Origin of the sequence: Akkermansia sp. 54_46 (assembly GCF_001917295.1) — a bacterium.
Taxonomy (GTDB): Bacteria; Verrucomicrobiota; Verrucomicrobiia; order Verrucomicrobiales; family Akkermansiaceae; genus Akkermansia; species Akkermansia muciniphila.
This window is the reverse complement of sequence record NZ_MNUD01000036.1, coordinates 365,282-388,760: the sequence shown is the minus strand read 5'-3', so window position 1 is coordinate 388,760 and position 23,479 is coordinate 365,282. Positions and strand designations below refer to the sequence as shown.

Annotated in this window: 28 protein-coding genes; all 28 read left to right on the top strand. The window is 56.5% G+C overall.

Annotation, left to right across the window (positions count from 1 at the left end; genetic code table 11):
• Positions 1–4: 4 nt before the first annotated feature.
• The 28 genes from BHW66_RS12510 (at position 5) to BHW66_RS12375 (ending at position 23,240) form a co-directional block, all read left to right on the top strand.
• A complete protein-coding gene (locus BHW66_RS12510; RefSeq protein WP_284709698.1) occupies positions 5–496 on the top strand; it encodes a terminase small subunit in 492 nt (163 codons plus the stop codon).
• A gap of 134 nt (positions 497–630) precedes the next feature.
• A complete protein-coding gene (locus BHW66_RS12505; protein ID WP_286689070.1) occupies positions 631–1,641 on the top strand; it encodes a DUF2971 domain-containing protein in 1,011 nt (336 codons plus the stop codon).
• A 437-nt stretch (positions 1,642–2,078) separates the two neighbouring features.
• A complete protein-coding gene (locus BHW66_RS12500; protein WP_250714915.1) occupies positions 2,079–2,312 on the top strand; it encodes a terminase small subunit in 234 nt (77 codons plus the stop codon).
• A 269-nt stretch (positions 2,313–2,581) separates the two neighbouring features.
• Positions 2,582–3,244 carry a hypothetical protein gene (locus BHW66_RS12495; protein ID WP_286689069.1) on the top strand — a complete coding sequence of 221 codons (663 nt, stop codon included), beginning with the start codon at positions 2,582–2,584 and terminating at the stop codon, positions 3,242–3,244.
• 13 nt (positions 3,245–3,257) lie between these two features.
• Positions 3,258–4,043, top strand: coding sequence for a hypothetical protein (locus BHW66_RS12490; RefSeq protein ID WP_286689068.1), 786 nt, complete (start codon positions 3,258–3,260; stop codon positions 4,041–4,043).
• Positions 4,040–4,759, top strand: coding sequence for an N-6 DNA methylase (locus BHW66_RS12485; RefSeq protein WP_286689067.1), 720 nt, complete (start codon positions 4,040–4,042; stop codon positions 4,757–4,759). Before BHW66_RS12490 ends, BHW66_RS12485 begins: the two co-directional genes overlap by 4 nt.
• A gap of 131 nt (positions 4,760–4,890) precedes the next feature.
• Positions 4,891–5,601 carry an HD domain-containing protein gene (locus tag BHW66_RS12480; protein WP_286689066.1) on the top strand — a complete coding sequence of 237 codons (711 nt, stop codon included), beginning with the start codon at positions 4,891–4,893 and terminating at the stop codon, positions 5,599–5,601.
• Positions 5,602–5,826: 225 nt separating this feature from the next.
• On the top strand, positions 5,827–6,798 hold the full coding sequence (locus BHW66_RS12475) for a PA14 domain-containing protein (RefSeq protein ID WP_286689065.1): 972 nt from the start codon (positions 5,827–5,829) through the stop codon (positions 6,796–6,798).
• An 88-nt stretch (positions 6,799–6,886) separates the two neighbouring features.
• A complete protein-coding gene (locus BHW66_RS12470) occupies positions 6,887–7,450 on the top strand; it encodes a hypothetical protein (protein ID WP_102729293.1) in 564 nt (187 codons plus the stop codon).
• A 188-nt stretch (positions 7,451–7,638) separates the two neighbouring features.
• On the top strand, positions 7,639–8,202 hold the full coding sequence (locus BHW66_RS12465) for a hypothetical protein (protein WP_286689064.1): 564 nt from the start codon (positions 7,639–7,641) through the stop codon (positions 8,200–8,202).
• Positions 8,203–8,362: 160 nt separating this feature from the next.
• On the top strand, positions 8,363–10,462 hold the full coding sequence (locus BHW66_RS12460) for a hypothetical protein (RefSeq protein ID WP_286689063.1): 2,100 nt from the start codon (positions 8,363–8,365) through the stop codon (positions 10,460–10,462).
• A gap of 6 nt (positions 10,463–10,468) precedes the next feature.
• A complete protein-coding gene (locus BHW66_RS12455) occupies positions 10,469–11,242 on the top strand; it encodes a hypothetical protein (protein WP_286689062.1) in 774 nt (257 codons plus the stop codon).
• A 54-nt stretch (positions 11,243–11,296) separates the two neighbouring features.
• Positions 11,297–12,142: a hypothetical protein gene (locus tag BHW66_RS12450; RefSeq protein WP_286689061.1), complete on the top strand. Its 846-nt coding sequence runs from the start codon at positions 11,297–11,299 to the stop codon at positions 12,140–12,142.
• 25 nt (positions 12,143–12,167) lie between these two features.
• Positions 12,168–12,800 carry a hypothetical protein gene (locus tag BHW66_RS12445; protein ID WP_146019393.1) on the top strand — a complete coding sequence of 211 codons (633 nt, stop codon included), beginning with the start codon at positions 12,168–12,170 and terminating at the stop codon, positions 12,798–12,800.
• Positions 12,801–12,823: 23 nt separating this feature from the next.
• Complete coding sequence (locus BHW66_RS12440; RefSeq protein ID WP_286689060.1) at positions 12,824–13,891, top strand: hypothetical protein; 1,068 nt, start codon at positions 12,824–12,826, stop codon at positions 13,889–13,891.
• Positions 13,888–14,670 carry a hypothetical protein gene (locus BHW66_RS12435; RefSeq protein ID WP_286689059.1) on the top strand — a complete coding sequence of 261 codons (783 nt, stop codon included), beginning with the start codon at positions 13,888–13,890 and terminating at the stop codon, positions 14,668–14,670. The genes BHW66_RS12440 and BHW66_RS12435 overlap by 4 nt, the downstream gene beginning before the upstream one ends.
• Before the next feature lie 24 nt (positions 14,671–14,694).
• Positions 14,695–15,147, top strand: a complete 453-nt coding sequence (locus tag BHW66_RS12430) for a hypothetical protein (protein WP_102727207.1) — start codon at positions 14,695–14,697, stop codon at positions 15,145–15,147.
• A gap of 48 nt (positions 15,148–15,195) precedes the next feature.
• Entirely contained in the window at positions 15,196–15,669 is a 474-nt protein-coding gene (locus tag BHW66_RS12425) for a hypothetical protein (RefSeq protein WP_286689058.1), read from the top strand.
• Positions 15,670–15,699: 30 nt separating this feature from the next.
• Positions 15,700–15,933: a hypothetical protein gene (locus BHW66_RS12420; protein ID WP_102727209.1), complete on the top strand. Its 234-nt coding sequence runs from the start codon at positions 15,700–15,702 to the stop codon at positions 15,931–15,933.
• A 2-nt stretch (positions 15,934–15,935) separates the two neighbouring features.
• On the top strand, positions 15,936–16,520 hold the full coding sequence (locus BHW66_RS12415) for a putative peptidoglycan-binding domain-containing protein (RefSeq protein WP_286689057.1): 585 nt from the start codon (positions 15,936–15,938) through the stop codon (positions 16,518–16,520).
• Positions 16,521–16,543: 23 nt separating this feature from the next.
• Entirely contained in the window at positions 16,544–16,834 is a 291-nt protein-coding gene (locus BHW66_RS12410; RefSeq protein ID WP_286689056.1) for a hypothetical protein, read from the top strand.
• A gap of 28 nt (positions 16,835–16,862) precedes the next feature.
• Complete coding sequence (locus tag BHW66_RS12405) at positions 16,863–18,530, top strand: portal protein (protein ID WP_286689055.1); 1,668 nt, start codon at positions 16,863–16,865, stop codon at positions 18,528–18,530.
• A gap of 31 nt (positions 18,531–18,561) precedes the next feature.
• On the top strand, positions 18,562–18,861 hold the full coding sequence (locus tag BHW66_RS12400; protein WP_286689054.1) for a hypothetical protein: 300 nt from the start codon (positions 18,562–18,564) through the stop codon (positions 18,859–18,861).
• Positions 18,848–20,485, top strand: coding sequence for a DNA cytosine methyltransferase (locus BHW66_RS12395; protein WP_286689053.1), 1,638 nt, complete (start codon positions 18,848–18,850; stop codon positions 20,483–20,485). The genes BHW66_RS12400 and BHW66_RS12395 overlap by 14 nt, the downstream gene beginning before the upstream one ends.
• 28 nt (positions 20,486–20,513) lie before the next feature.
• Positions 20,514–21,290 carry a site-specific DNA-methyltransferase gene (locus BHW66_RS12390; RefSeq protein ID WP_102729308.1) on the top strand — a complete coding sequence of 259 codons (777 nt, stop codon included), beginning with the start codon at positions 20,514–20,516 and terminating at the stop codon, positions 21,288–21,290.
• A gap of 16 nt (positions 21,291–21,306) precedes the next feature.
• On the top strand, positions 21,307–21,843 hold the full coding sequence (locus BHW66_RS12385) for a DNA N-6-adenine-methyltransferase (RefSeq protein ID WP_286689052.1): 537 nt from the start codon (positions 21,307–21,309) through the stop codon (positions 21,841–21,843).
• Between the two features lie 37 nt (positions 21,844–21,880).
• Complete coding sequence (locus BHW66_RS12380) at positions 21,881–22,684, top strand: hypothetical protein (RefSeq protein WP_286689051.1); 804 nt, start codon at positions 21,881–21,883, stop codon at positions 22,682–22,684.
• Positions 22,685–22,841: 157 nt separating this feature from the next.
• On the top strand, positions 22,842–23,240 hold the full coding sequence (locus BHW66_RS12375) for a hypothetical protein (RefSeq protein WP_286689050.1): 399 nt from the start codon (positions 22,842–22,844) through the stop codon (positions 23,238–23,240).
• Positions 23,241–23,479: the final 239 nt, after the last annotated feature.

Here is a 23,479-nt window from a genome sequence, read left to right as displayed (position 1 = left end):
TGGCATGGCCCAGCGAGGATTAACGGAAAAACAGCGTGCGTTCGCCAGGTATTGCTTCAGCGGCATGAGCCAGCGGGAAGCCTACCGCAAGGCTTTTCCCAACAAGAAGTTGAAGGATGCCTCCTGCGACGTGCAGGCAAGCAGGCTGTTAAAAAATGTTAAGGTGCAGGAGTACCTGGAAGAATTGCGCCAGCAGGCGCAGAGCGACGCCGTGCTGACCAAGCGCGCCCGGATGGAATGGTTGAGCCGGGTGGTGACGACGGCTCCCAATGCGGTGGACGGGGAATCCGACCTGTGCCAGGAGATGACGACGAGCGAGTTCGGCGTAAAATGCCGGATGCCCGACAAGCTCCGAGCCGTGCAGGAACTTAACAAAATGGACGGGGCGTACACTCCGGAAGAGGTGAAGGTGACGACGGAATGGAGTTTCAGCAGTTTGCTCAAGGAGCTGAAGAGCAGTGAGCTGGTGAGATGGAAGAAGGAGAGTGGAGCATAAGGCCAGCCGGGAAGAAATTGGATGTGCAGGGCGGACGTGAAGCGGCTCTGTTGTTTGACGGGGCATGCAGGAACGGGCGGACAAGGGGGCTTCGACTTGTCAAGCTTGCCTGCGGCGGTTATTATTCTCTCTAGATGGCTTTTATTGTTTATAAGCGTGACGGGCTGGCAATAGCTTTGCTCGAAGGTCTGGCGGAAGATGAATTCCCCCAAGTGAGAATTAACCAGGTTGATGAGTTTTCTGACTGGGAGCTTGATGATTCGCAGTGTGAAGGGGAAAACTGGAAGGTATGGCCCGAAGAAGTGGTTTTTTACGAACTTCTGCCTTTGATGAGGGAGGTGGTGGAAAGGGTATCAATGTATAATTCATACGAGGAGTCCATTATAGGAAATAGTACAGGTGTGATGCTGATGAAAAAGGCTGTGGATGTTTGGGAAAAGAGAATGAGGGAAAAACGGGGGGTGCCAAGCTGCCTCCTTAAATGTTTTTCCGTTGAATCCGCCAAGGCTACCCTGAATTCCAGAAGAATCAGATTTTCCCATCCGGATGCCTACAATGATTTGATGGAAGGCCAGTGCGTATGGCAAAGAAACCCTGACGTTAAAGATGAACAGAAGGAACTGGACCGCGTTGTTGAGGAACATAAGAAATATTTGAACAGAGCCCGTATTTGCTGTTTTTCCGAAGGGGGAGCAGGGAGCATGCTGCCGCAATGGGCATATTATGCAAACGATGCAAAAGGTATCATGCTGGCGTTTAATGTCGATGCCGTCCTAAAAAGGTTTGCTCCCGGCGAGGGGAAGAAAGAGGCCATCGCCAAGAGGAGGGTATGGTATGTGAATAATGTGCAAAAGGAAGAATGCTTTCAAGACAACCTTCTTGATTTGTATTATGTTAAGCATGCTTCTTGGAGGCATGAACGGGAATGGAGGGTCGTGCTGGATGCAGAGGAGGATGTAAAAAGGCTTAGGTTGGATGTGAAGGCTGGGAATAATGAAGCTGGTTTTCCCGTGATGGATGTGGCCTTTGAGATGAAGGACGTAAACGCTGTATTCCTTGGGCCGCGGATGAGACCTTCTGATGCCGAGGAAATTTTCAAAATAATCCAGGGGGGTGGCGGGGAACGTGAAGGTGTATGTTATTGAAGTTGAACGACATGAGACTTATGGAAATTTCCGACCCTTTCCGATTAAGTCTTTGGAGGAGTTAAAAGAATTTTATGGTTGTCATGCTCCTCAGATGTGATTTTTGTGGGATGTTACAAACCGGTTTTCTGCTTTGGCAAGGAGGATAGACTCGTTCTTTAAATCTCGCCATTGGCAAGCGTGTTGCCAAAATATGCGATGCAGGGAGACTTTTCAATGGATGTCTGCACCGGAAGGATGTGTTTATTCCCCGTTTTGACGGAGAAAGGATGTGGTTGTTTTGTTCATTGGATGCGGGATGGGGTTTCCCCCTGCATTCCGTGAGGGGTTGGCCCATGGGCGAAAAGAGGGTTGTATAAAGGCCGACAAGGGAATGAAAGGTGTGCAAAAGCGTGCCGGACGTTTCCTGCAAGCAAAGTAAACTATTATTGAAACCAATGAACGAACAACGCTTTAAGACGAGAAGGGAGATTGCCGATGTGTTCGGCGTCGGGGTCAGGATGATCAGCCACTGGATGCGCGAGGGCTGCCCCGTCATTTATACGGGGAGAGTTCACCGTCCCGGCAAGGGATGCCACCCTCGTTTTGTCGTGGAGGATATGGAGCAGTGGTTGCGCAAACGCTCCGAAAAGAAAGGGGATATCATGGACTCCTTTTTCAAGAAGTCCTGATTTTTCGGAAGGAAGGCCGCTTCGTCAAGAGACACCGCAGGCGGGCCGGAACCCGCCCGCGGCGCTCCTGGACGCTTATTACTAAGTATAACAAGCGGCGGTACTTTAACTGATAAATTCCCAACTGGAAGAAAGGCAATGTGTCATATTGTGGAGAGAGCATTTTTATTTTTCTTGAATTGGTAAAGCATCTTTACTACAAAGGAATTGTTCACACAAGATTGGACGCCTTGTGCGGATTGATTAAAAAAACTAAGTATAAGAAGTATATGAATTATCAAACACCTCATGGTGCGATTGTCGCCAGACTAGATGAGAGAGTCAAAATATCGGGAGTTGCCGATGTGGAGCGCATGCGCAAACGGCGCATTTGGCAACGGAGGAATTTCACGGGCTTTCCCTCCCCGGAAACGGTGGGGGAAACCAATGCCCTGTACGTCTCCTATCCGCTCACGACTCTGGAAACCAAAAGGGAGATTGAAGCTTTGCTCATAGGCCTGGCGGAAATCATACGCCCGATTGCCGGTTACGAAGGATGTTTTATCCAGTTCGACCTTGAGGAGAAGAGGATCGCTGCCATTTTGCCGGACCATGCCGCCTTCAAGAATGAACTTCCCCGGACTGCACCGATGCGCTGGGAGTTGAAGCTGTGGGATCTCTATTGCGTAGCCACGGTACGGCTGGAGAGCTGCGAGCCGGAAAGGAAGACGCGTGCCGGGGCGACGGTTCTTTTCGGCTGGGAAGAACTGGTGTTGGAAGGCTCCTTTCAGGAAATGAAGGAACAGCTTGACCGGAGGATGCGGGAGAAGGCGGAAGTCTTCGGGGAAGGGGCAGCCTATGAGGGATGCCGGGAAGGTGAAGAGGGAGGACTGGATTTCATGTTTATCCAGGGAGCCAGCTTCCACATTTTCCATGTGGACGTGAACAATTAACGGAGGATGAACCATGCAGGATATTGTTTTGGAAAAACCGTGCGGGGATGGTGAGCGGAAGACTCCGGATTCTCCGTACCTTGACGACATCAGCCAGGAGGAGGCGCGTTCCGCGTTCGTCCGCAACAGTTCCAACCCCGAACGGTTCGGGGAAGGGCTGAGGAGGGCGTATGTGGAGGATCTGGAATTCTTCCTGGCCTCCATCAAGAAATGGATGGTAGGGAAGAACGCCTCCCGGATTCAGTACGAGCTGGAGGTTTTCCGGCAGGGATTGAAAAAGAGGCATCTTGATTACATCCATGCGAATGCCAGGTGCGGGAATTTTGTGATTTCCGACTCACCGGATCACGAGAAGGAAAGCCGCAAGCTGCGGATTGCGGAAGCAAAACGCAGGGAGATTCTGGATTACATGGAGCGAAAGCACGACGAGGTTTTCAACAAGTACCATAACAGGCCTTATGCGTGGCTGGAGCCTTACGGAGGGGAAGAGAGGAGGGAGCTGGAGTACAAGCTTGCCGTACTCAAGCGGATGCACCATTATATGCTCGACGTCAACGCCGCGCTGAACAGGGCGAAGGGCGACTGGAGAAAGCGGGAAGAGGAATTGAGAGCCATGGGGCTTTCCGAAGCGGAAATGGAGCCGCTGCTGCTTCCGGACGTACGGGGGCGTGTGGGCTTTTCCCCGGAAGGGCTTGCCAGAAGCAGGCGTTATATCCGGAAGACGGAGAAGTTGCTGATGGGTTTGATTGCTTCTGAGGAGAGCACGGGGGCTTCCGTCCATGGAAAGGAGGGCGCATGAGCAGCAGGAAAAAGAACCTCCCCTCCCCTGGCGAACGGAAAGGAGAGGCTTTCTGGCGGGAGTTGAACTCAGCGGACTGGGACGGGAAGTCCTGCTCCCAGGTGTTCGAGGAGTTTGTGGACGTTATGTTCTGTACTCTGAGTGCTGGGAAGGTGGAGTACAAGGGGCGCGCGATGTTCCAGAAAGACCGTGACCGGAAGATTGGAGTCTTCCAGCGCGCCATGCTCCTGCTGGGGGAGGAGATGGAACGGGAGCCGTACCGGGATTTGCTGGGCAGGGTGTACCAGGATGTTGCCGGAACGGCGGGGAAAAGAGCTCTTTCCGCAGTTTATACGCCCGATGCCATCTGCAAGATGACTGCCGGGATGGGAATGGACATTGAACTTGTCAAGGCCCGTATCAGGCGGGGGGAAACGGTTTCCCTGTACGAACCCGCCTGCGGGGCGGCGCGGATGGTGCTGGCTGTGGCGGAATTGCTGGGAGAGCTCCGCATGGGGCTGCGCGTCACCTGTGAAGAGATTGATTTGGTCGCATGCAAGATCGCTTACGTCAATCTCAGCATGTGGGGCGTGCCTGCGGTGGTTTACCATGCGGATTCCCTGTCGCGGAAGTGTTGGGAAGGGTGGAAGACCGCCGCCCTGGTTTTGATGGAAGCCCGGGAGGAGGAGGTGAGGCGTCTGCGCCGCATGGTAGAGATGATGATGTCGCTGAAATGAAACCGATTCCGTAGCTTTGAGGGAGGGCGTGCTCCCGCAGGAGGAACCCGGCAGGGAATGCCTCCTGCGGGAAGACCGGAAAAAAACCATTCGCAAAAAGATAAAAACAGCCTATATTGTCCAGAGATTGGATGACTGACATGACTCCTGAAGAATTTCTGGCATGGGCCCGGCACAAGCCCTTTGGCGATCCCTTTCCCAAGACGCAGACGGTCACGTTCCTGGTGCCCCTCCTTGGTGTAAGCCGGACGAATATTTTTACATGGATCTCCGGAAAAGTGAATCCCAGCAAGACGAGTCTTTTACTCATGGAAGCCCTGAAACGGGAAAACCGCATCCGCCTGGTGGAACGGGCGGAGGATTTTGCCCGGCACAAGCACGAGGGACAAACGAGAAAGTACACCAACGACCCCTACGCGAACCATCCGGAGGCGGTCGTTGGCCTTTTATCAGAGTACACGGATGACGAACGCTTGCTGGCCGCCGCATGGCTGCACGATACGATGGAGGATTGCGGCGTGAGTTATGGGGAACTTTCCGCCGAGTTTGGCCCGTATGTGGCGACTCTCGTGTATTTGCTGACCAATGACGAGGAGGAAAAGGAGAGGCTGGGCAAGGCCCGCTACATGAGCAAAAAACTTGCGGCCCTTCCACCGGACGCCCTGACGATCAAACTGTGCGACATGCTCAATAACATGAACGGTACGCGTTCCCGAAGGCAGGCGGAAACATATGTGGAAATTTTAAGGAGGGTGCGGGAAAAGAAACCCTCCGTCTGGAACGGGACGCATGAGGCCTTGGCGGAGAGGATCATGGAAACCTACCGGCAAAAGATTTTCTAAAGAGTAGTTAGTTTCCCGTTGTTTTCCCATGCCCGGCAGAGCTTGCACCTGCCGGGTTTTTTGATGCCCCGGTTCTTCCTCCCCCCTCATTCCATGAGCACTCCATGGGCGGAGTTCTTCCTGTTACCTTGCTGCCGATGGGAGGGCAGCGGCCCCCTCCGTGCGGAGACCGGGAAGAACCAGCCGCCGTCCCGTCACCAAAACATATATACATTAAATAACATTATGGCTATATCAACCAAACCGTTCCACCCGTTGGACGCAGAAAACAACCGCCGTTACAAGGTCAAGAAAAAAGACGCTCCCAAAATTGACTGGCATAAGACGGAGGAAACCGGGGCACACGACTGGGAAGGCTATATCCGCATTCCGGAAGATGGAACCTACAATTTCACGATTCAGATTGACGACAACGGCTATCTGGAGATCAACAGTGAAAAGGTAGTGGAACTGACTGGAAGCAATTCTTCCAAGAAAGCAACTGGAAGCAAGGAACTTAAAAAGGGCTTTCACTATGCGAAACTGCATCATGAAAACCTGGAAGTCCCGGAGGCTATTGCTCCTTATCCCAATGCGGAGGAATTTGTTCCTCAAATGGACGGAAAAGACCTGGAACTCTGGGAAATTGACGCACCCAAAAATCTGATGAAGGCTGCGGATGCCCAGAAGCTGCTTGGTTACTACAATGTCGTGGACTTTGCTACTATGAGCCAAGATCAAGTGTGGAATCATATTGGCGGGTGGTTCAATGAACAGCATCTGGCCGGTGTTGGAATTTACCAGGACAGTTGTGCTCTTCGTCTGAGTATTGCTTTCTGCTGCAAGGGTATTTCCCTATCTGGCGTGAAAGATTCCAGTGGTAAAACGGCTGCCAACAATATTACCCTGGTCACTCCCCCCGGCAATCTCTCAGCCCTCAATCCGGGAATGACGGGACAGGAAGATCCTTCTACACTCCAAAAGCACGTCGTTTTCAGCGCCGCCGCCATGAGCTTGTTCCTGCATAACACCTATGGGGAATCTGACTATGCGGACAAGGACGCGAAGACGGGGTACTGTACTCCCCAGGAGGGAGATATTGTTATCTTTGGACAAACCGGTCACGTCGGCATGGCTCCGGGAAATAATATGGAGAAGATCGGCAATTATGGAGGTCAGCCGATTTGGTTGCTCTATCGTTCGACTTTGGATGATTAAAACTCTTCCTTAGCATTCTTATGATTCACAAGGCGGATATGATTATATCCGCCTTGTTTTTTTGGAAGAATAGGATATAAAAGGGAACATGAACAAGCATGGGGTTTTTGAACGAAACATTTTCTTCATCCTGGTATTCCTGATTGCAGCGGGCACATGGGGCGCCATGGCGGACAGTCCGGATGCTCCGCTCATGGACAGCGAGCAAATCAAAGCTTGCCAGCAGGGGCATATGGAAGTCCTTTCATCCTATCTGGGTTCCGGGAATACGGTGGTCATGGCCTGCTCGTACAAGGCGGAATGGGAGCCGCCCGCTTCCCTAACCGGCAAGGGTATTCTGACTACGTATGCCGTCATTGTCAGGTCGGAACATCAGGATTTTCCTGTGGGAACCAAAGTGAAATGGGTAAATTATATCGAATCCCCCGGTTCCGTTGCCCAGGAAATCATCGACCGCTGGAAGTCACCGGACGGCGAGCTTGTTTATATCATTAACCCCATAAAAGGAAGTGATGGGGAAGGAGAGGACATCGCCAAGGTAAAAAATGACATTCCGGAACTCCTCGACTGTATTAGGTTTTCCATTGCAAATAAGAGTTTTTATAATAATTTACGAGCCATGCTTGATATTCCGGTTCGGAGGGAGCAATGATTCCCATTTCCCTTTCTCCTGGGGGCATTCTTCGTGTGCTTCGCTGAAGGTGCGCAGGGCGTCGGCGGTGTGGGAGCAGACATCATGGAGGGGTTCCGTTTTTTTGAACATGATGGACAAATGGATTATCTATTATTTCTATGGTAAAAATATCTCTCCTTTGTTGTTTTCTATCCGGTCTGCTAGCCGTGGCACTGCATGCTCAAGAGCCTTCCTCCTCCTCTTCTTCTTCTCACTGTGTAGCCACGCAAGAGGAGATTGACAATGACCATGATAACTTCCTTCGCGGAACGGCCCGGAAATTACGTCAGAACGACGTTGTTCTGGCGGTTATTCCCTATAAAACCGTAAAAACTGACCAGGGAACGGTGCATTATGCCCGTGTCGTCCAGTCATTGAGGGGAGATATTCCGGTGGAAGCCCTGGTCAAATGGCTCAATCTCTATAGTAAACTGCCTGCGGGCGGTAAACCGGAAACCAAATTGTTGTCCGGCAGTTCGTTCATGTATGTACTGGCCCCTTCAAAGAACGTCAAAGAACTGGGGAAAGATCCGGAAGACTTCACCCCTGCATCCACCGTATATTCCTCACAGGTTCTGCTGGGGGCTTACGACCTGGGTGATCATGTTGACTATTTTCCGATGACGGAGAGTGACCCTGGCCGAGCCATGAAAAAGCTCCTGCATATCGAGCCGGCAAAAATCACCGCCGAATCGCAAGCAGCCCGCTTTAAACCGGAATCCGGCAAGTAACCTGGTTTTCTTCCTTCTCCTTTCTTTTTGATTCACCAGGGGCTGTCTCACGAAAAAGAGGCAACCCCTTCTTCTTTTGCGCCCCCTGCTCATAACCTGATACTTCCCCTTCATTCCACAAGCCCTCCCCGTTTTTTCCGGATGGTTTTAGCATGCGGCCATGCTCAACTTTTTGGGAACCACGGAGAACTTCGCCGTTATCGAAAACATCCCGTATTCGATGACATGGAAGTTTTTTGATGCCTGGACCGGGGAACCGATACCGCTGGACGGCGTTACCTTCTCCGGGCGCATCTTCGTGGGGGAAAACGGGCGCGAACTGGAGCTGGACATCGCCAAGGGTGAAGAGTCCCACCTCCTTGTCGTCGGCTGTTCGGGCCTCCCGGAAGGCCGCTGGCCGTATGAAGTTTTTTGCGTATCGGACGAGGGGCTGCGGGAGCGCATGCTATCGGGCTGTATCGGCGTGATCGGTTCGCTGGATGCCAAAACTGTTCTGGATGCACGTCCCACGGCGGACCGGACGCTCTCCGTCCGCCTCCCCGGAGACACGGCCCGCGCCCTCAAGCTTGAATGGCTCTCCTCCTCGCTGGCCCAGACTGCCGCCGCTTCCGCCTGGAATGCCTGGGAGAAGACGAAGGAAACCGCCGACAACCTGAAGGAAGCGGACCGGAAACTGGACGGCCTCATGGAAACCACCCAGGAAGCCATGGACCGGCTCGGCCAGGTGGACGGCCTCATGGAAGGCATCCACGCTGAAGTGGAAAGCGCCCACCAGGCCGCCCAAAAAGCGCAGGACATCCTTGAAAGCGGCATCCTGCAAGGGGAAAAGGGAGACACCCCCGTCATCGGGGAAAACGGCCACTGGTGGATTTCCGGCCAGGACACCGGCATCCGGGCAGAGGGCCGGGATGGCCTCACCCCGCATATCGGCGCCAACGGTCACTGGTGGATCGGGGAGGAGGACACGCAGGTCCAGGCGGAAGGGACGGACGGCATGGACGCCGACTTCATCCGCCGCATTTATATTTCTTCCGCGGAGGAACTGCCGGAGGAAGGAGAACGCGGCGTCTTCTACTACATCCCCAGCCCAGACGGCAATTACGACGTGTACGCCTGGGTGGACTTCCCGGACGGGGACTCCGCCTGGACGCCCATCAGAGAATCCACCCTCCAGCAGGCTACCGTCCGCGCCCACGGCACGGTCCGTCTCAGTACGGGCACCATCCTGACGAACGGCGGCATTGTCGGCGTCAATGAGGCCGGGCAGCTTCTGGTGCGTGAAGCCCGGACGGACGTTCCCGGAACAGTCAAGCTCTCCTCCTCCAAGCCTTCCCTGATCTCCCCCGGCCTGGTGGGAGTCAATGCCAGCGGCCAGCTCATCGTGCCGGAGGCCACAATCAACCAGGCGGGAACCATCAAGATCAACAACTCCAAATCAGTCGAACGCGGAGCCCAGGTCCAGACGAACAAGAACAATCTCGCCATGGTCCCCATCGCGGGAAACCGCTCTTACGGAGTCGTCGCCACGGGCACCCAGTTTCCCGTCATCCCGCATGAACGGCCCTACATCGTCTCCCTTCCCATTGCTTCGGATGACACGCGCCTCAATTCCGCCGCCCTCTACGGCACCCTGACCATCAACCTCCACCGCAGGGGATTTCTACGTTATACCTCTGGAGCCAATGCTGAAAACGGACTGGACTTTGCCACGGGCCGCTATCTGTCGCTGGATTATGGCACGGGCCTGGAATCGGAAGAATACACCTCAACCATCGAGGGGTTGACGGACACCCGCTGCCGCCTGGCCGTCCATCGGTACGGAGACATCGTTTTCCATGACTCCTACGCCACCCCGGACAAGGGCGGCTCCGTCAAGCCCGGCCCCTCCTTCACCATGTCCGGTAAAGGAGTCCTCTCCCTGCTTCCCGCCGCGCCCGGCACGCTGGGAGGCATCAAGGTAGGAACGACGCTCTCCATTGCCAAGGATGGCACGCTCGACATTCAACTGGATACGGAAACCTTCCACGAAGCCAGCCCCCGCCCGGCCAGTTCCGCCGCCACCGCCGCCTGGATCAGAGGGAAGAACTTCGTCTCCCAGTCCGATTTGCAGGGCAAGGGCTTTGTTTCGGAAATCCGCGTCAAGGAACTGCTGGGCGGCTATCAGCCCCGCATGGGCATAGACGACCTCCTCCCTGTCACCCAGGAACAATACGAAGCCCTCCCCTCCCGGAGTTCCAAAACCCTTTACATCATTTACTGATCCCGCATGAAAATTTCCTATCACTCCATCACCGCCAGGCAGGTCTATGACGCCCGCCTGGGCGAGAACAAGGTAAAGGCCATCTACCGGGGCGACGTGAAAATCTATCCGGACAACGCGGCACGCATCAGCCAGATCAGGCTGGACATCTCAGCATGGTCGGGCACGCCGGACGGCTCCTTCTGGGAGCAGGCCATCGAGGCCGTCTCCGTCTACGCTTCTACTTCCCGCTACATTAAAATGACGGCGGACCGCACCTACATGGTCGGCAGCACATGGGGGAGCTACCCGCTTGCCTCCTACCGAGGAGCGGGACTGTTCGAATTCGCATACAACGAAGGCCCTCTGCTCCAGAACGTCCGTCTGGGGGACAGCGCATCCCTCCAGATCAAACTGCCTTCGCTGAAAAGTTTTTCGATTGGCGGCACGCAGGAGTTCGACCAGCCGGTCAGCCGCGTCTATCCGGCATGCCCTTCCGGCACGGAAGTCCGGGGGTACTTCGGCAAGGGCCAGAAGCGCGTTTCCACGGGAGTGCGCATCGTGATCGTGAGCCTCCCCTCCGGGCAAGTCCTTCTGGACCGCCATCAGCAGCAAAACGGCCACTGCCGGGGCAGCTATGACTGGAACTACGGCTGGGTCGGCTCCGTCGCCGGGGACACGCAGGCCCGGCTGGAGGTCTACCCCCACCAGCCGCGCGGAGGCTGGGGCGGGTACTTTATCTATCCTGCCGCTTCCTGTTCCCTCACTGCCCGCATCATCCAGATCGTCCCGGAAGCCTGAAACTTATTCCCCTCTCCCTCTACGATTAACTCCTCACTTTTGATGACCTCTGCCATGCAAATAGCCACCATCCCCGGAGAAACCTATGCCGTTACGGTCACCTCCCCCTGTACGGTCTGTGCCGTCATGCCCAAATCCTCTCCCCTTCTTTTGATTACCATTGAGGACCCCGGCCAGTATCTCGTTGTGGCTCCTACCACAGCCCTGTACATCGACGACGATTCCGCCCTTGTCACCCGGTCTTTTAAGTCCGCCCCCGTGGGGATGTTTTCCCGCAAGGTTCCCTCCGGGGGCGCCATCGGCCAGGAATCCATCGAACTTTCCCTGGCTCCGGACGGCCCCAGGGACAACCTCAACTCCTGCGGCTTCGCGTTCGCCGTGGAAGAAGCGGGCATTCTCCGCTCCATAGCCATTGAAGGCCGCACGGGCTACGAATTCCACAAGAATCCAGTGTGGATGAAGCTCTGGCGCGCCGTTCCGGGGGCGGTCCCGGTGTGGCTGGCCGTTTCCCTTAACTCCGTCATCCAGCAAAACGACGCCCTCAACACCTGGGAATTTGAAGAAGGAGTGCCGCTCCGTGCCGGAGACCGCCTCGTTGCCACCACCCACCGGGAGGAGGGGAAGGAGAGCCGGGAGTTTTCCGTGGACGGGACGGACGGCAAGCTTCTTGCCCGCGTGTGCGCCATCCCCGCCACAGAAGGTATCGGCTGTCTGGATGATTCCGGCAGCGTCGCCTGGAATTACCTTCCATCGGGAACCATCACCCTATCCAGGGAAGCCAACCTGGCGGATTACGCGCAGGTGGCCGTTCTTGATGAGTCCGTATTCGGCTCCACCCGCAAACGCCCCCAGACACTTTATGTCCTCCGGGCGGCCTCATCCCCTTCCAACTACCCGTAACCGCTAACCAAAACCATATAACACCATGGCTTCAACAACAACAAAACTCTATTTGGGCTCCACCCTCCTCGTGGACCTGACGGCCTTTGCCCTGGCAAGCAGCCTCACGGCTCACGCGGACAACGGTTCCATCCATGTGACTGACGGGGAACGTTCTTCCTGGAACGCCAAGCTCGACGCTTCGGCGCTGGCTTCATACGTCCAGTCAAGCACTCTCACAACCACCCTTGCCTCTTATGCCACGCAGGACTGGGTAACGCAACAAATCGCGGCAAAATCCCATATCCGCATTACGCCGGTGGAAACACTTCCCGCCGAAGGCGTACCGGATGTCATCTATCTGGTTCCCCCTGCCGGTGCGGGAGACTCCCATCTCCGGGAGCAATACGTCTACCTGAACGGAGAGTGGATCAAGGTAGGGGACACAGGAGTTTCCCTGGACGGCTACGCCACCGAGTCGTGGGTGAAGGGCCAGCTTGAACCCTACGCCAAATCTTCCGACGTGACGGACTCCATCGCCACGGCGAAGGAGGAAGCCGTTTCGGAGGCTGCCACCCATGCCGAGGGCATCTACGCCAAAATCACCTCCATCACTCAGAGCGCCTATAACGCCCTGGCGGCAAAGGACATTCACACCCTCTACGCCATTACCGACTAACGATACTCCCTTTCCCCCCTTCCATGATCCGTGAACTCAAACTGGGAGACATCCCCCTGCTGCAACTCGCCTCCGGCATCACCGCTTCAGAGCCGGGTCTCGTCTCCGGCCAGCAGGTTGTTTCCTATGTCGAGGGGAGGCTTTCCTCCCTCGGCACCGGAACATGGAATGGGGGCACCGTTTCCAACGCCACCACCTTTGACGCCCCTGTCTGCATCAACTACGGAAACTGGCTGACTTACGGCAACTCCTCTATCCCGTGGTCTTCCATCCCTGCCGCCGCCGCGCCCAGCAAGCGCCAGATTGAGAGCTACACAAGCGCGGCTGCTCTCGCGCGTCCGGCCACCGGCCAAATCGGACAGGTTCTCCACCTTACCGCCAGCGGTCCCGCCTGGACGGATCTTCAACCCTCCGGAAGCACATCTTCTGCCGGGCCCAGCGTTCACCAGAACAGTCTTTTTCTGCTTACGGACTGGCACAGGTCGGAGAGCCTGCCTCCCGGATGGTACAAAGTGGAACTCGTTCTTTTTGCTTCCAGGGCTGCCACGACTCTCGGCTTGCTTGACTCGCAGGCCGTCCAAACAGGCCGCGTCAAAAACGTGATGGGCATGGCGTGGCACAACGAGTCCATCCCTTACCTCTCCCTAACGGGGACATCCTGGCTTGGCTACCAGGGCTCCCCGCAAGAGGGCATCTTCGCCTGCGTCCTTCAGATGAGCTTCTTGTATGAGCACATCCCGGGTGAGGCGGCATGGATGGGCTCCGGCCTGGTTGAGGGCAAGGCCGGATGGATAAACGGCTCCCTGCGCTACACCTCAATCCAGAAACCGGAGGAAGTACACAACGCCACTACCCTTCTTCCGGACGACCCTCCCACGGAACCGCCTACGGAAGGTCCTACCGATCCTCCTACGGAAGGCCCCACCGAAATACCTACGGAAATACCTACGGAAGTACCTACGGAAGTACCTACGGAAATACCCTCGGAAATACCCTCGGAAATACCCTCGGAAATACCCTCGGAAATACCCTCGGAAATGCCGGAAGGCTTCTCCCATAATCTTCTTCACCCAGCCACTGACGCGCCATGATTTACCTGCATTATTTCACTTACCGCGGCCACGCCGACCTGCTGACCTGGACGTGCCGTGCCACCCTGGAAACCCTTGCCCATTCCCCTTATGTCCTTGGCAGGGATATTTCCATCGTTGTCGTTGACGATGCCAGCAATCCGTGTCCGGAAGCAGCCGTCTCGGAACTCAAGGCCATGGGTGCAACCTACCGCACCTCCACCTTTAAACGCAGAGGCAACCTCAACGGCCAGGACTGCATCATGGGGATTCTTTCCGAATTCAAACGCTCCATGCGCCGCAAAAAGGATATTGCCGTCAAGCTGGACTGCGACACATTGCTCCTCGGCACCACCTGGCTGGAACAATTCGTGAAGGACAGCTCCGCCCTCGTCACCGGCGCGGATGACCGGGGGTGCATTTACGGCATGTGCTATGGGCTCAAGGCCGTCCTCATAGACGCCCTCATCGACCTCTTCACTCGTTGCCCCGTCGGGGACCGGTCTCAGGAAGACATCTACCTCGGCTACCGCGCCCGCAGGCTTGCCCAATCCCTTTCCGGGGACGGAAGCTTCCTGCCCATCCCCATCTGGCTCAACAGTCCGGACACTCCCGGCGACAACGGCCCCCACGGCCAACTCATCATCTACAACTGGTCGCGCGGCCTGGACATCGCCCCTCTCTATACAGGCTTCCAAGTCATCAACGTCTGTAACGGCATACACCAGGGCAAAACCGCCATGGCGGATGTGCGGAAGCTGGTTGAGCGCCTCGTCTCCGGCAAATTCTCCGGTTCCTGATCCCATCTCCACCTGTCTTTGACCATGAAAATTGCGACGCTTACCGGCCACTCCTACGCCATTACCGCTTCCCGGCCCTGCACGGTTTCCGCCGTAGCGGGGGACGGTTCCCTCATCCCGCTGCTCTCCATCACCGTTCCCGGCCAGTACGTGCTGGTGGCCCCTTCCACCATGCTGGACATCAACGAGGATCACACTCTGGTGACTCCCATGAAGGGCCGCACCGGCATCACGGGGGGATTGCTCCAGGCCTCTCTGGGCATGCTGCAATCCCATTTTGAGGATAACTACATTCACGTCAACCGGGGAGACCGCAACAAATGGGACGACACGATCAGCTCACAGAATTTCGCCGACCATAAATACAACATGGACCTCCACCTCTATTCAGAAGAACACGCGTCCCTCAAGCAGCTCCTCGCAAACAAGGATGCCCTTCTGGCCCTCCTCAACCCGGACCAGACGCAAACGGCCTGACCTCTCCCTTTCCCCTTCTCCTGATTAACCCAAACCAAAAACAAAACCATGAATAATGCAACCAATACATGCAACCACCACACGGAAGAAATCGCCCACGCGATTTACAGCCAGCACCACAACGAACTCAATCCCGGCATTCCGCCGGACTGGGACGCCTTGCCTGAAGAAGAAAAACAGGCATGGCGCAAGGTTGCGGGCAATATCCTGCCCACGCTCGGGCAGCACGCCTTGGGCGACCTTCTGGCTTACGCCAAAAGGAAAATAAAAGAATCCTCCTCTACAGGGAAAAAAATCCTCTGGGGCCTTGTCAGCGCCGCCGTCCTGGCCGCCTTGAGCTGGCTGGCCTCCCTCGGGCTTACTTCCTGCGGTCACACGGTGGATATTTCCCAAGAAGGAGCCGCCATTTGCAAAGACGGAACCTGCCTGATCGTCAAGGACGGCCACGTCATCTTCAGGCCCGCGCCGGAAAAGGCTTCCCCCCGGGAGGAAGAAACTGCCGTCATCCGCCAGCAGAAATAATAACCTCCGAACCCAAATAACCGCCGCGATATGTGCCAGCCCTACGATTGGATTATCCGCCTCGTCAACACCCTCAAAGTCGTCTTTGCGACCAAGGACGGCGTGTTCGCTGTTCTTATTGCCGTGATGCTCGTGAGCATGGGCGTCCTCTACCACGACATGCGCCAGTACATGACCGAGCAAACCCGCGCCCAGGTGGAAACCGTCCGCGTGCTCACAGAACTCAAGGCGGAAATCTCCTCACTCAAACAAGCAGCCAAATAACCATGACCTCGACAGAACAAAAAATCGCCGCCCAGATCCTCTATCTGGAGGACAACCGCGCCACCGGGCCGGACTCGCTGCGCGTCACCCGCCTCCCCGCCGCCGACAAGGGCGGCGACTGGGAGATCTGCGGCATCTGCGACGGCATCGAACCCGCCGTATTCCGCCATCTCAAGTCCTTGCTTGACGCCGGGAAAAAGGAAGAAGCCTGGGAAGCCTCCCTCCAGTACGTACTGGACAACACGCAGGCCGTCCGCACCTGGCTCGGGGCGCAGGACTGCCCCGCCGTGGAATTCTTCCTGCGCGACTTCTTCTTCAATGCGGGGATCAAATCTGCCTCGCTTGCCGTCCAGCGGGCCGTCAACGCCCGCAACGGCTCATTAAAGGAAGACGGCATCGCGGGCCCCGCCACGCGCTCCGCGTTCCAGGCGGCTCTCACCGCCAATGGGGAAGCCGTCATGCTGATGCTCCTCCACCGGTTCCGTGAACAGCACTACCGTTCCTGCAAGCAATGGGGCGCCTTCGGCAAAGGCTGGATCAACCGCCTGGACGCCGCCGCGAGCTTCGCTGCCGGTCTTCTCCGCTAACCATATTCCCACCGACACCCGCCATGGCTACCGGAGCTCTCATCGCTGGCACTCTCGCCTCCATCGGTTCGTCTTTCTACCAACAAAAAAAGGCGGCTAAGGAACAAAAGCAGGCGGCGGCAGCCATGGCCTCGGCCATGGAAAAACAACCCACCGTCCAGGCTGCGGATATAGCCGCCCAGCAAACGCAGGACACCCGGGAACAAAGCGAGCAGGCCGTCAACGTGGCGGCTAAACGCCGCTTCTCGCTGAACCGCACCGTCAATCCCTCCGCCGCGTCCTCCCTGATGGGAGGGCGCAAGACGCTGGGCTGATATACCACCAAGCATACCCTGCATCCTCATGGTCCGTCCCAACACACGCCTTGCCGCCCGCTACATCGACACCGCAGAAGCCCTCCTTGGAGACATGAGGGGGTACAGCGGAGACTGGGACTGGCTGCGCAAGCACATCATGCCCCGCACACAGGCCGGGGCGGACCGTGAGGAACGACCGTCCCCCACCGCCAAGCGGCTGCATTCTACTGTCGCTATCAAATCCCTGCGCATCCTGACGGGTGCGCACATCATGTACATTACTCCGTCCAACCAGCGCTGGTTCTCCCTTCAGAGCGGGCTTCGCGGCAAGGAGAAATCCTCACGCGTGGACGAATGGTTTGCGGAATCCACGGAAATCATGTTTGCGGAGCTGGGACGCTCCAACTTCTACACGGAAATCCATGAAACATTTTTAGACCGCTGCCTGACGGGAACCGGGTGCCTCTTCTGTGATACTTTGCCGGATGGCCGGTTGAACTTCCGGCATATCCCCTCCGGCACGTATGCCATCGCGGAGGGGGAAAACGGCCAGGTCAACACGCTCGTGCGCCAGTTCAAGCTGACGCCCCACCAGGCGGCGGAAAAGTTCGGCTACAAAAAACTCCCGGAAAGCGTCCGCAAGGACTTTGACGACCCCCGGAAGCGCTTCACCATGCGGCATGAATTCCTCCACCTGGTCTTCCCCCGGCAGAACTGCGACTTCGGGCATGATCTCGTGAATGCCAAGCGCATGAAATGGGCCTCCGTCTACCTCGCCTGGGGAGTGGAAAAACAAGTCATCCGGGAGGAGGGCTACAACGAATTTCCTTTTCTTGTTACTCGTTTTTTGCGCTATGGCGACGGCCCCTACGGCTACGCTCCCGGCCTGGATGTCATGGAGGAAATCACCGCTACCCTCAAGCTGGAACGCGTCATGGACGTACTGGCGGAAGTGGCCGCTTTCCCGCGGATTATTCAACTGGCCGAACAGGTCGGGGAAGTAGACTTGCGGGCAGGGGGCGTCACCACCGTCAAGGCGCAGGCGGCCCGTGAAAAACTCCCCCGCGAATGGGCTACTTCGGGCCGTTACGATGTCGGCAAAGACCGCATTGCCGACAAGGAGGAAAAAATCCGGGAGGCCTTCTTTGTGGACATGCTGATGCCTCTAGCCAACGTGGATCGGCAGATGACGGCAACCGAAATCAACGCCCGCCAAGAAGAGCGCGTCCTCTCCTTCTCCCCCTCCCTGACCCTCTTTATCAGCGATTGCAATGTTCTCATGCACCGCATCTTCTCCATCCTGTTCAGGCAGGGCAAATTCCCCAAGGACGACGTGCCCGCGGAACTCATCGTGCCGGACATGGGAGGGAGTGAAAACTATGAAATTGAAATCCCCAACGTCCAGTACCTCGGACGCATCTCCCAAGCCATCGCCAACGCCCAGCAGCAGGGACTCGAATACTTCATGCAGGTTGCCATGGCTTATACCCAGGCAACCAAGGACACCTCGATGATCGAATACGTCAATCCGCGCAAATTCGCCCAATTCCTCTACGAACGCACCGGGGCTCCCACCAGTTGCCGCCGCACCGCCCGGGAACTTTCCGAGCTCGACAAGCAGAAGGAGCGAGACGCCGAGATGCAGCGCAAGCTGGCTGCCGCAGAGGGCGCACGGAATCTTGCCGGAGCCCAGAAAGACCTGACTCCCGCCTGACGCACCGGCACGCACGCCATTCCATTTTCTTATGCAACCCATAGAACAATACATAACAACCGAACAGGAGCTGGCCTACAAACGCTATGTAGAACGCCGCCGTTCCCACCTGGCCCGCCAGATTACGCCGGAAACCCTCGCCTACATGGAGGAGGAGTTCCAAACGGAGCTTCCATGCTACCAGACCCGCGATCCCATGACCGGCCAAACGCTCAAGCCCGATCCCATCCTCGCCGCCATCCGGGACGGACAGAGGGAAGTCGTCCTTTGGCTGCGGCGTGAAATCGCCCTGGGCCTCCAAGCCGCGAAACAAAACGATGAAGACGCCTGAACAACCGCCACGATGGGGGAGCGGTCCCCCTTTTCCCCGAACCGGGAAAAAGCTCTCCTACCTCTCCGTCTGCTCCGGCATTGAAGCCGCCAGTGTCGCCTGGGAGCCCTTCGGCTTCCAGCCGGTCGCTTTTTCTGAAATTGAACCTTTCCCTTCCGCTGTGCTGGCCCGGCACTATCCGGACGTACCCAACATGGGCGACATGACTCAATATGCAACCTGGAACATCCCAGCAATCGACATTCTGGCCGGAGGAACGCCCTGCCAGTCCTTCTCCGTCGCGGGCAAACGCGGCGGCCTCTCCGACGAACGCGGCAACTTATGCCTCACTTTCTGCCAAATGGCCGATCACTTCGATCCAGCCTGGGTACTCTGGGAAAACGTACCCGGCATCCTTAGTTCAGTGGATAATGCGTTCGGATGCCTGTTGGGAAAACTATGTGGCTTTGGTTCCCCCGTCCAACCGGCAGCAGGACGGAAACACCAGCCTTGCGGCGTGGTGGCCGGACCCAGGCGAACCGTGGCATGGAGGATCATGGACGCCCAATGGCACGGAGTACCCCAACGCCGCAGACGTGTCTTTGTCCTTGCTTCAAGAGGTGCTGGAAACTGGGCCGCTGCCGACGCGCTACTTCCTCTCGGAGACCGCCTGCCAAGGCATCTTGAGGCGCGCCGCAAAGCGCGGCAAAAAGCTTCCTCCGGCTCTCGAACGCGCCCTGAAGGCTCGCATTGGGACGGCGGCCCCCATCCCACCCTCGGAGCCATCGCCACCGGCATCGGCATGAGCGACCAGGAACTCTTCGCCCAGCGCGGAGCCAACCTCGTCCCCGGCATCTCCCCGACCGTTACATCCAAATGGGCCAAGGGCACCGGAGGACCGTCCGGAGACGAATGCCAGAACCTTGTCATCCAGTCTCTCCCCGGCTACGTCCAAACGGGGGACAAAAGCGTCCTTTCCACGATTTGCTTTGGCCTTTATGAAAACCATCCGCAGGATTCCCGCGTTACCGGTCCCCGTGAGGTAAGTCCGGCCTGTACGGCCCAGTGGGGAACGGGAGGGGGCAACACCCCGCTCGTTCTCCAGTCCGAAGCCCCGGAAACCTTCCTTTCTCAATCGTCCAACACCGTCCAGTCCTGCTGGTGCATGCCTATCGACATGCGTTCCCTCTGCCGCAGGGATTCCGCCCCCAATGCGGGGCACGGCCTGGGGGATGACGGAGATCCGTCCTGCACCCTTACGGCACAGGGTCACACGCCCGGCGTCTGCTATGCCATCCAGGGGGAAATGGCGGACGGTCGCCGCCTTTCCCAGAATGGCTTGGGAATTTCGGAAAACCTCTCCTACACCCTTGCCACCTCATCGCCTCCCGCCGTCTCCTGGACAGGAGCCGTCCGCAGGCTCATCCCCGTGGAGTGCGAACGCCTGCAAGGTTTCCCGGACGGCTGGACCGCCATAGAAAAATCCCCCGGCAAGCCCTATGCCGACTCCCACCGCTACAAGGCGGTGGGCAACTCCATGGCCGTCCCCGTCATGTGCTGGCTGGGCCGCCGAATCCTGGAAGTAACCGCCGACTGTGAACTCCGCCAGGAAGAAGAAGACGCCTTGCGGGCACTCCAGTCATAACATACCTCCTCCTGACATTCTTCCCGCCATGAAACAGAACACCATTTATACAGGCGATTGTCTGGAACTTATGAAGGACATTCCGGAAAAAAGCATCGGCCTTGTCCTGTGCGACCTGCCGTATGGCATCACGCACAATTCATGGGATAAGCCTCTTGCTCTGGATGTTCTCTGGGATGAATACCGCCGTATCGTATGCCCTTCCGGCTACGTTATTCTTTTTGCCCAGGGACTCTTCATTGCCGATCTCATGGCTTCCAATCGCAAACAATTCTCCCACAAGCTTGTCTGGGTTAAGAGCAGGCCCCGTAGTTTTCTCAACGCCAACAGGATGCCGCTTAAACAGCATGAAGACATTCTCGTTTTCCGTATGGGGACAGGCGCCCCCTATTATCCCCAATACACCTTCGGACATGCTCCTTACACAGACAGACACATCGGGATTTTTCCTTCGTTCAACTATGGCAGACATGAAGTCACGAGGGGAATTCCCCTCATCCACCATAATGACGGAAGGCGTCATCCAGTTGATGTCATCCAGGTTCCTGCCTCCGTCTGGGATAAATCCCCCATTCATCCTACCCAGAAACCTATAGAGCTGGGACGTTACCTCATCCGCCAATACTCCAATCCCAACACCGTTGTTCTCGACAACTGCTGCGGCTCCGGTTCCTTCCTGATCGCCGCCATGCTTGAAAACAGACCTTTTATCGGCATTGAGGCCGATCCTTCCTTCTCCTCTGCCGCCTTTCAAAGAAAGGAATCTATCCGTCTTGAATTGGAAACACATCTCATCCAACCCTAACCCCAACTCCAATCCTATGCTGAACTTCAACACCAACACCATCAACAAAGACGAATGGCTGACCCCTCCCTGGCTTCTCTCCAGGCTCGGTTCCTTCGACCTTGATCCCTGCGCGCCTGTCAACAGGCCCTGGCCCACCGCCTCCCGCCACTACACCGTTCTGGATGACGGCCTTTCCCGGCCCTGGAAGGGCCGCATCTGGCTGAATCCTCCCTACGGCAGGGAAACCTTCCGCTGGATGGACAGGCTCGCCGCCCATGACGGGGGCGGCATGGCACTCGTCTTTGCCCGGACGGAGACGCGCGGATTCGCCCGCTCCGTCTGGAACCGTGCGGAATACGTCTTCTTCTTCCACGGCAGGCTTCGTTTCTGGACGGTGGAGGGGAAAGAGGCCAACGCCCCTTCCTGCCTGGTTGCCTACCGCAGGGAAGAACGCCCCTTTCTGACCGCCTTGCAGCAGGATGGGAAAGGAATTCTTGTGGAACGTGCCCGTCCCGGCTTGATGTCCCTGGAAACCGATACCTTGTTCCAATACCAGCCTTTGGCTGCCTGACCACCACTTCCAACCAACAAAAATAACAACAACAAACATGAACACTACATTATTCAATCCATTCCTACGCATCTGCCGCGCCGCCGCCGAAGAAACGCCGGAAGGGGGCGGACCTCCCGCCACCCAGCAGCCGGAAGACACGCCTCCGGCCCAGCCGCCCGCTCCCGGAGAAGAACAGGCTCCGCCCAATCCGGACAATCCGGGGGAGGCCACTCCGGAATCCGGCGAGGTTGACTTCTCCCTGGATGCTCCACCTCCGGACGGAAAAGAGCAACCCGGGGACGAAACTGAACCAGGCGATACGGAGGACAGCAAGGAGCCGGAAAAGCCCTATGAACTCGAATTACCAGATGATCTGGACGTAACGGACGACTTCAAGGCTACCCTCAAGGAACACGCCAAGGCTTCCGGTCTGGAAGGCAAGGCGGCGGGGAAATTCGTTTCCGGCGTCATCAAATCCATGCAGGAGGCGGAACAGGCCAACATTGCTGCCACCACGAAAGAACTCCGGGAAGACTGGGGCAAAAATTTCAACTCCAACATGAAATCGGTGAAGGAATTTGCGGGCAAGCTCAAACAAAAGTCCGGCCTCACCACGGAGGACCTGGCGCCCCTTCAGTCGCCCAAGGGCTACCGCCTTCTCTACGCCTTGATGAAATCAGTAGGGGAAGACTCCTTCGTTTCCGGGAAGGAAGCGCAGCCGGAAGACCCGCAGAAGGAGGCACAACGAATGCTGACCGATCCGGCGCACCGCTACTTCCGAGCAATTCAGGACCCCAACGACCCCCTCTTCAAGGAAGCCAACCAAGAGTACAACCGCCTTGTCGGTTTTTCGCAATAAAGCAGGCGGAAAACACAGCAGCCTCCGCTTCTTCAATCCCTTTCCGGCATCTTCCGGAAAGGGATTTTTTGATGCTTTTTTTCCCCGAAACGGACCGACAAAAGACTTACTTTCCGGAAACCGGAGTGCTAACATCCCGCCCATGCCCTCCTTCTCCATGTCCAACTCCGATGCCAATTCCCTGGAAGCGGAACGGCTGATGGAAGCCTTCGTTCCTTACGTCCGGGAAGAACAGGAACGCCGCCATCCGGGATGGGCGGCCCTGGTGGAGAAAGTCAAAAAGGCAACATCCCTCCTCAAGCACTACGAAAACCGCACGACCTGGAGCGGCCTTGGAGTCGTGGAATATGCGGACTGGTGTTTTTACCCGGAAGAGAACGGGGACATTTGCCGACTAGTGATTCATGCGGACTTGCTCCCGGCCCGCACCCCATCGGACCGGGCTTCCCATGACAGGATGCTTCAAGAGCTACAAGAAATTCTTCGTCCTCTCCAGTACACCATGAGCCAGGAAGAATACACCCTCACCATCCTGATTCCCCTTTCTGAAAATTGATCGGAAAATCATAAAAAGATAAATTTTCACCGTGTCACATTGCACGAGAAAAGACTTTTTCGTTGTTTCTCATTGCACCCCATTGTTTATATGACACATTTTTCTTTCTCCCCCTCAATCTCCATAATTGCTATACATATTACAAAGCATACACACCTTAACTCTTTAATTATAAATCATCAAAATCCTGTCTTCCCGACCATTTTAAAGCCTGTGGATCAAATGATTTACGGGTTTTG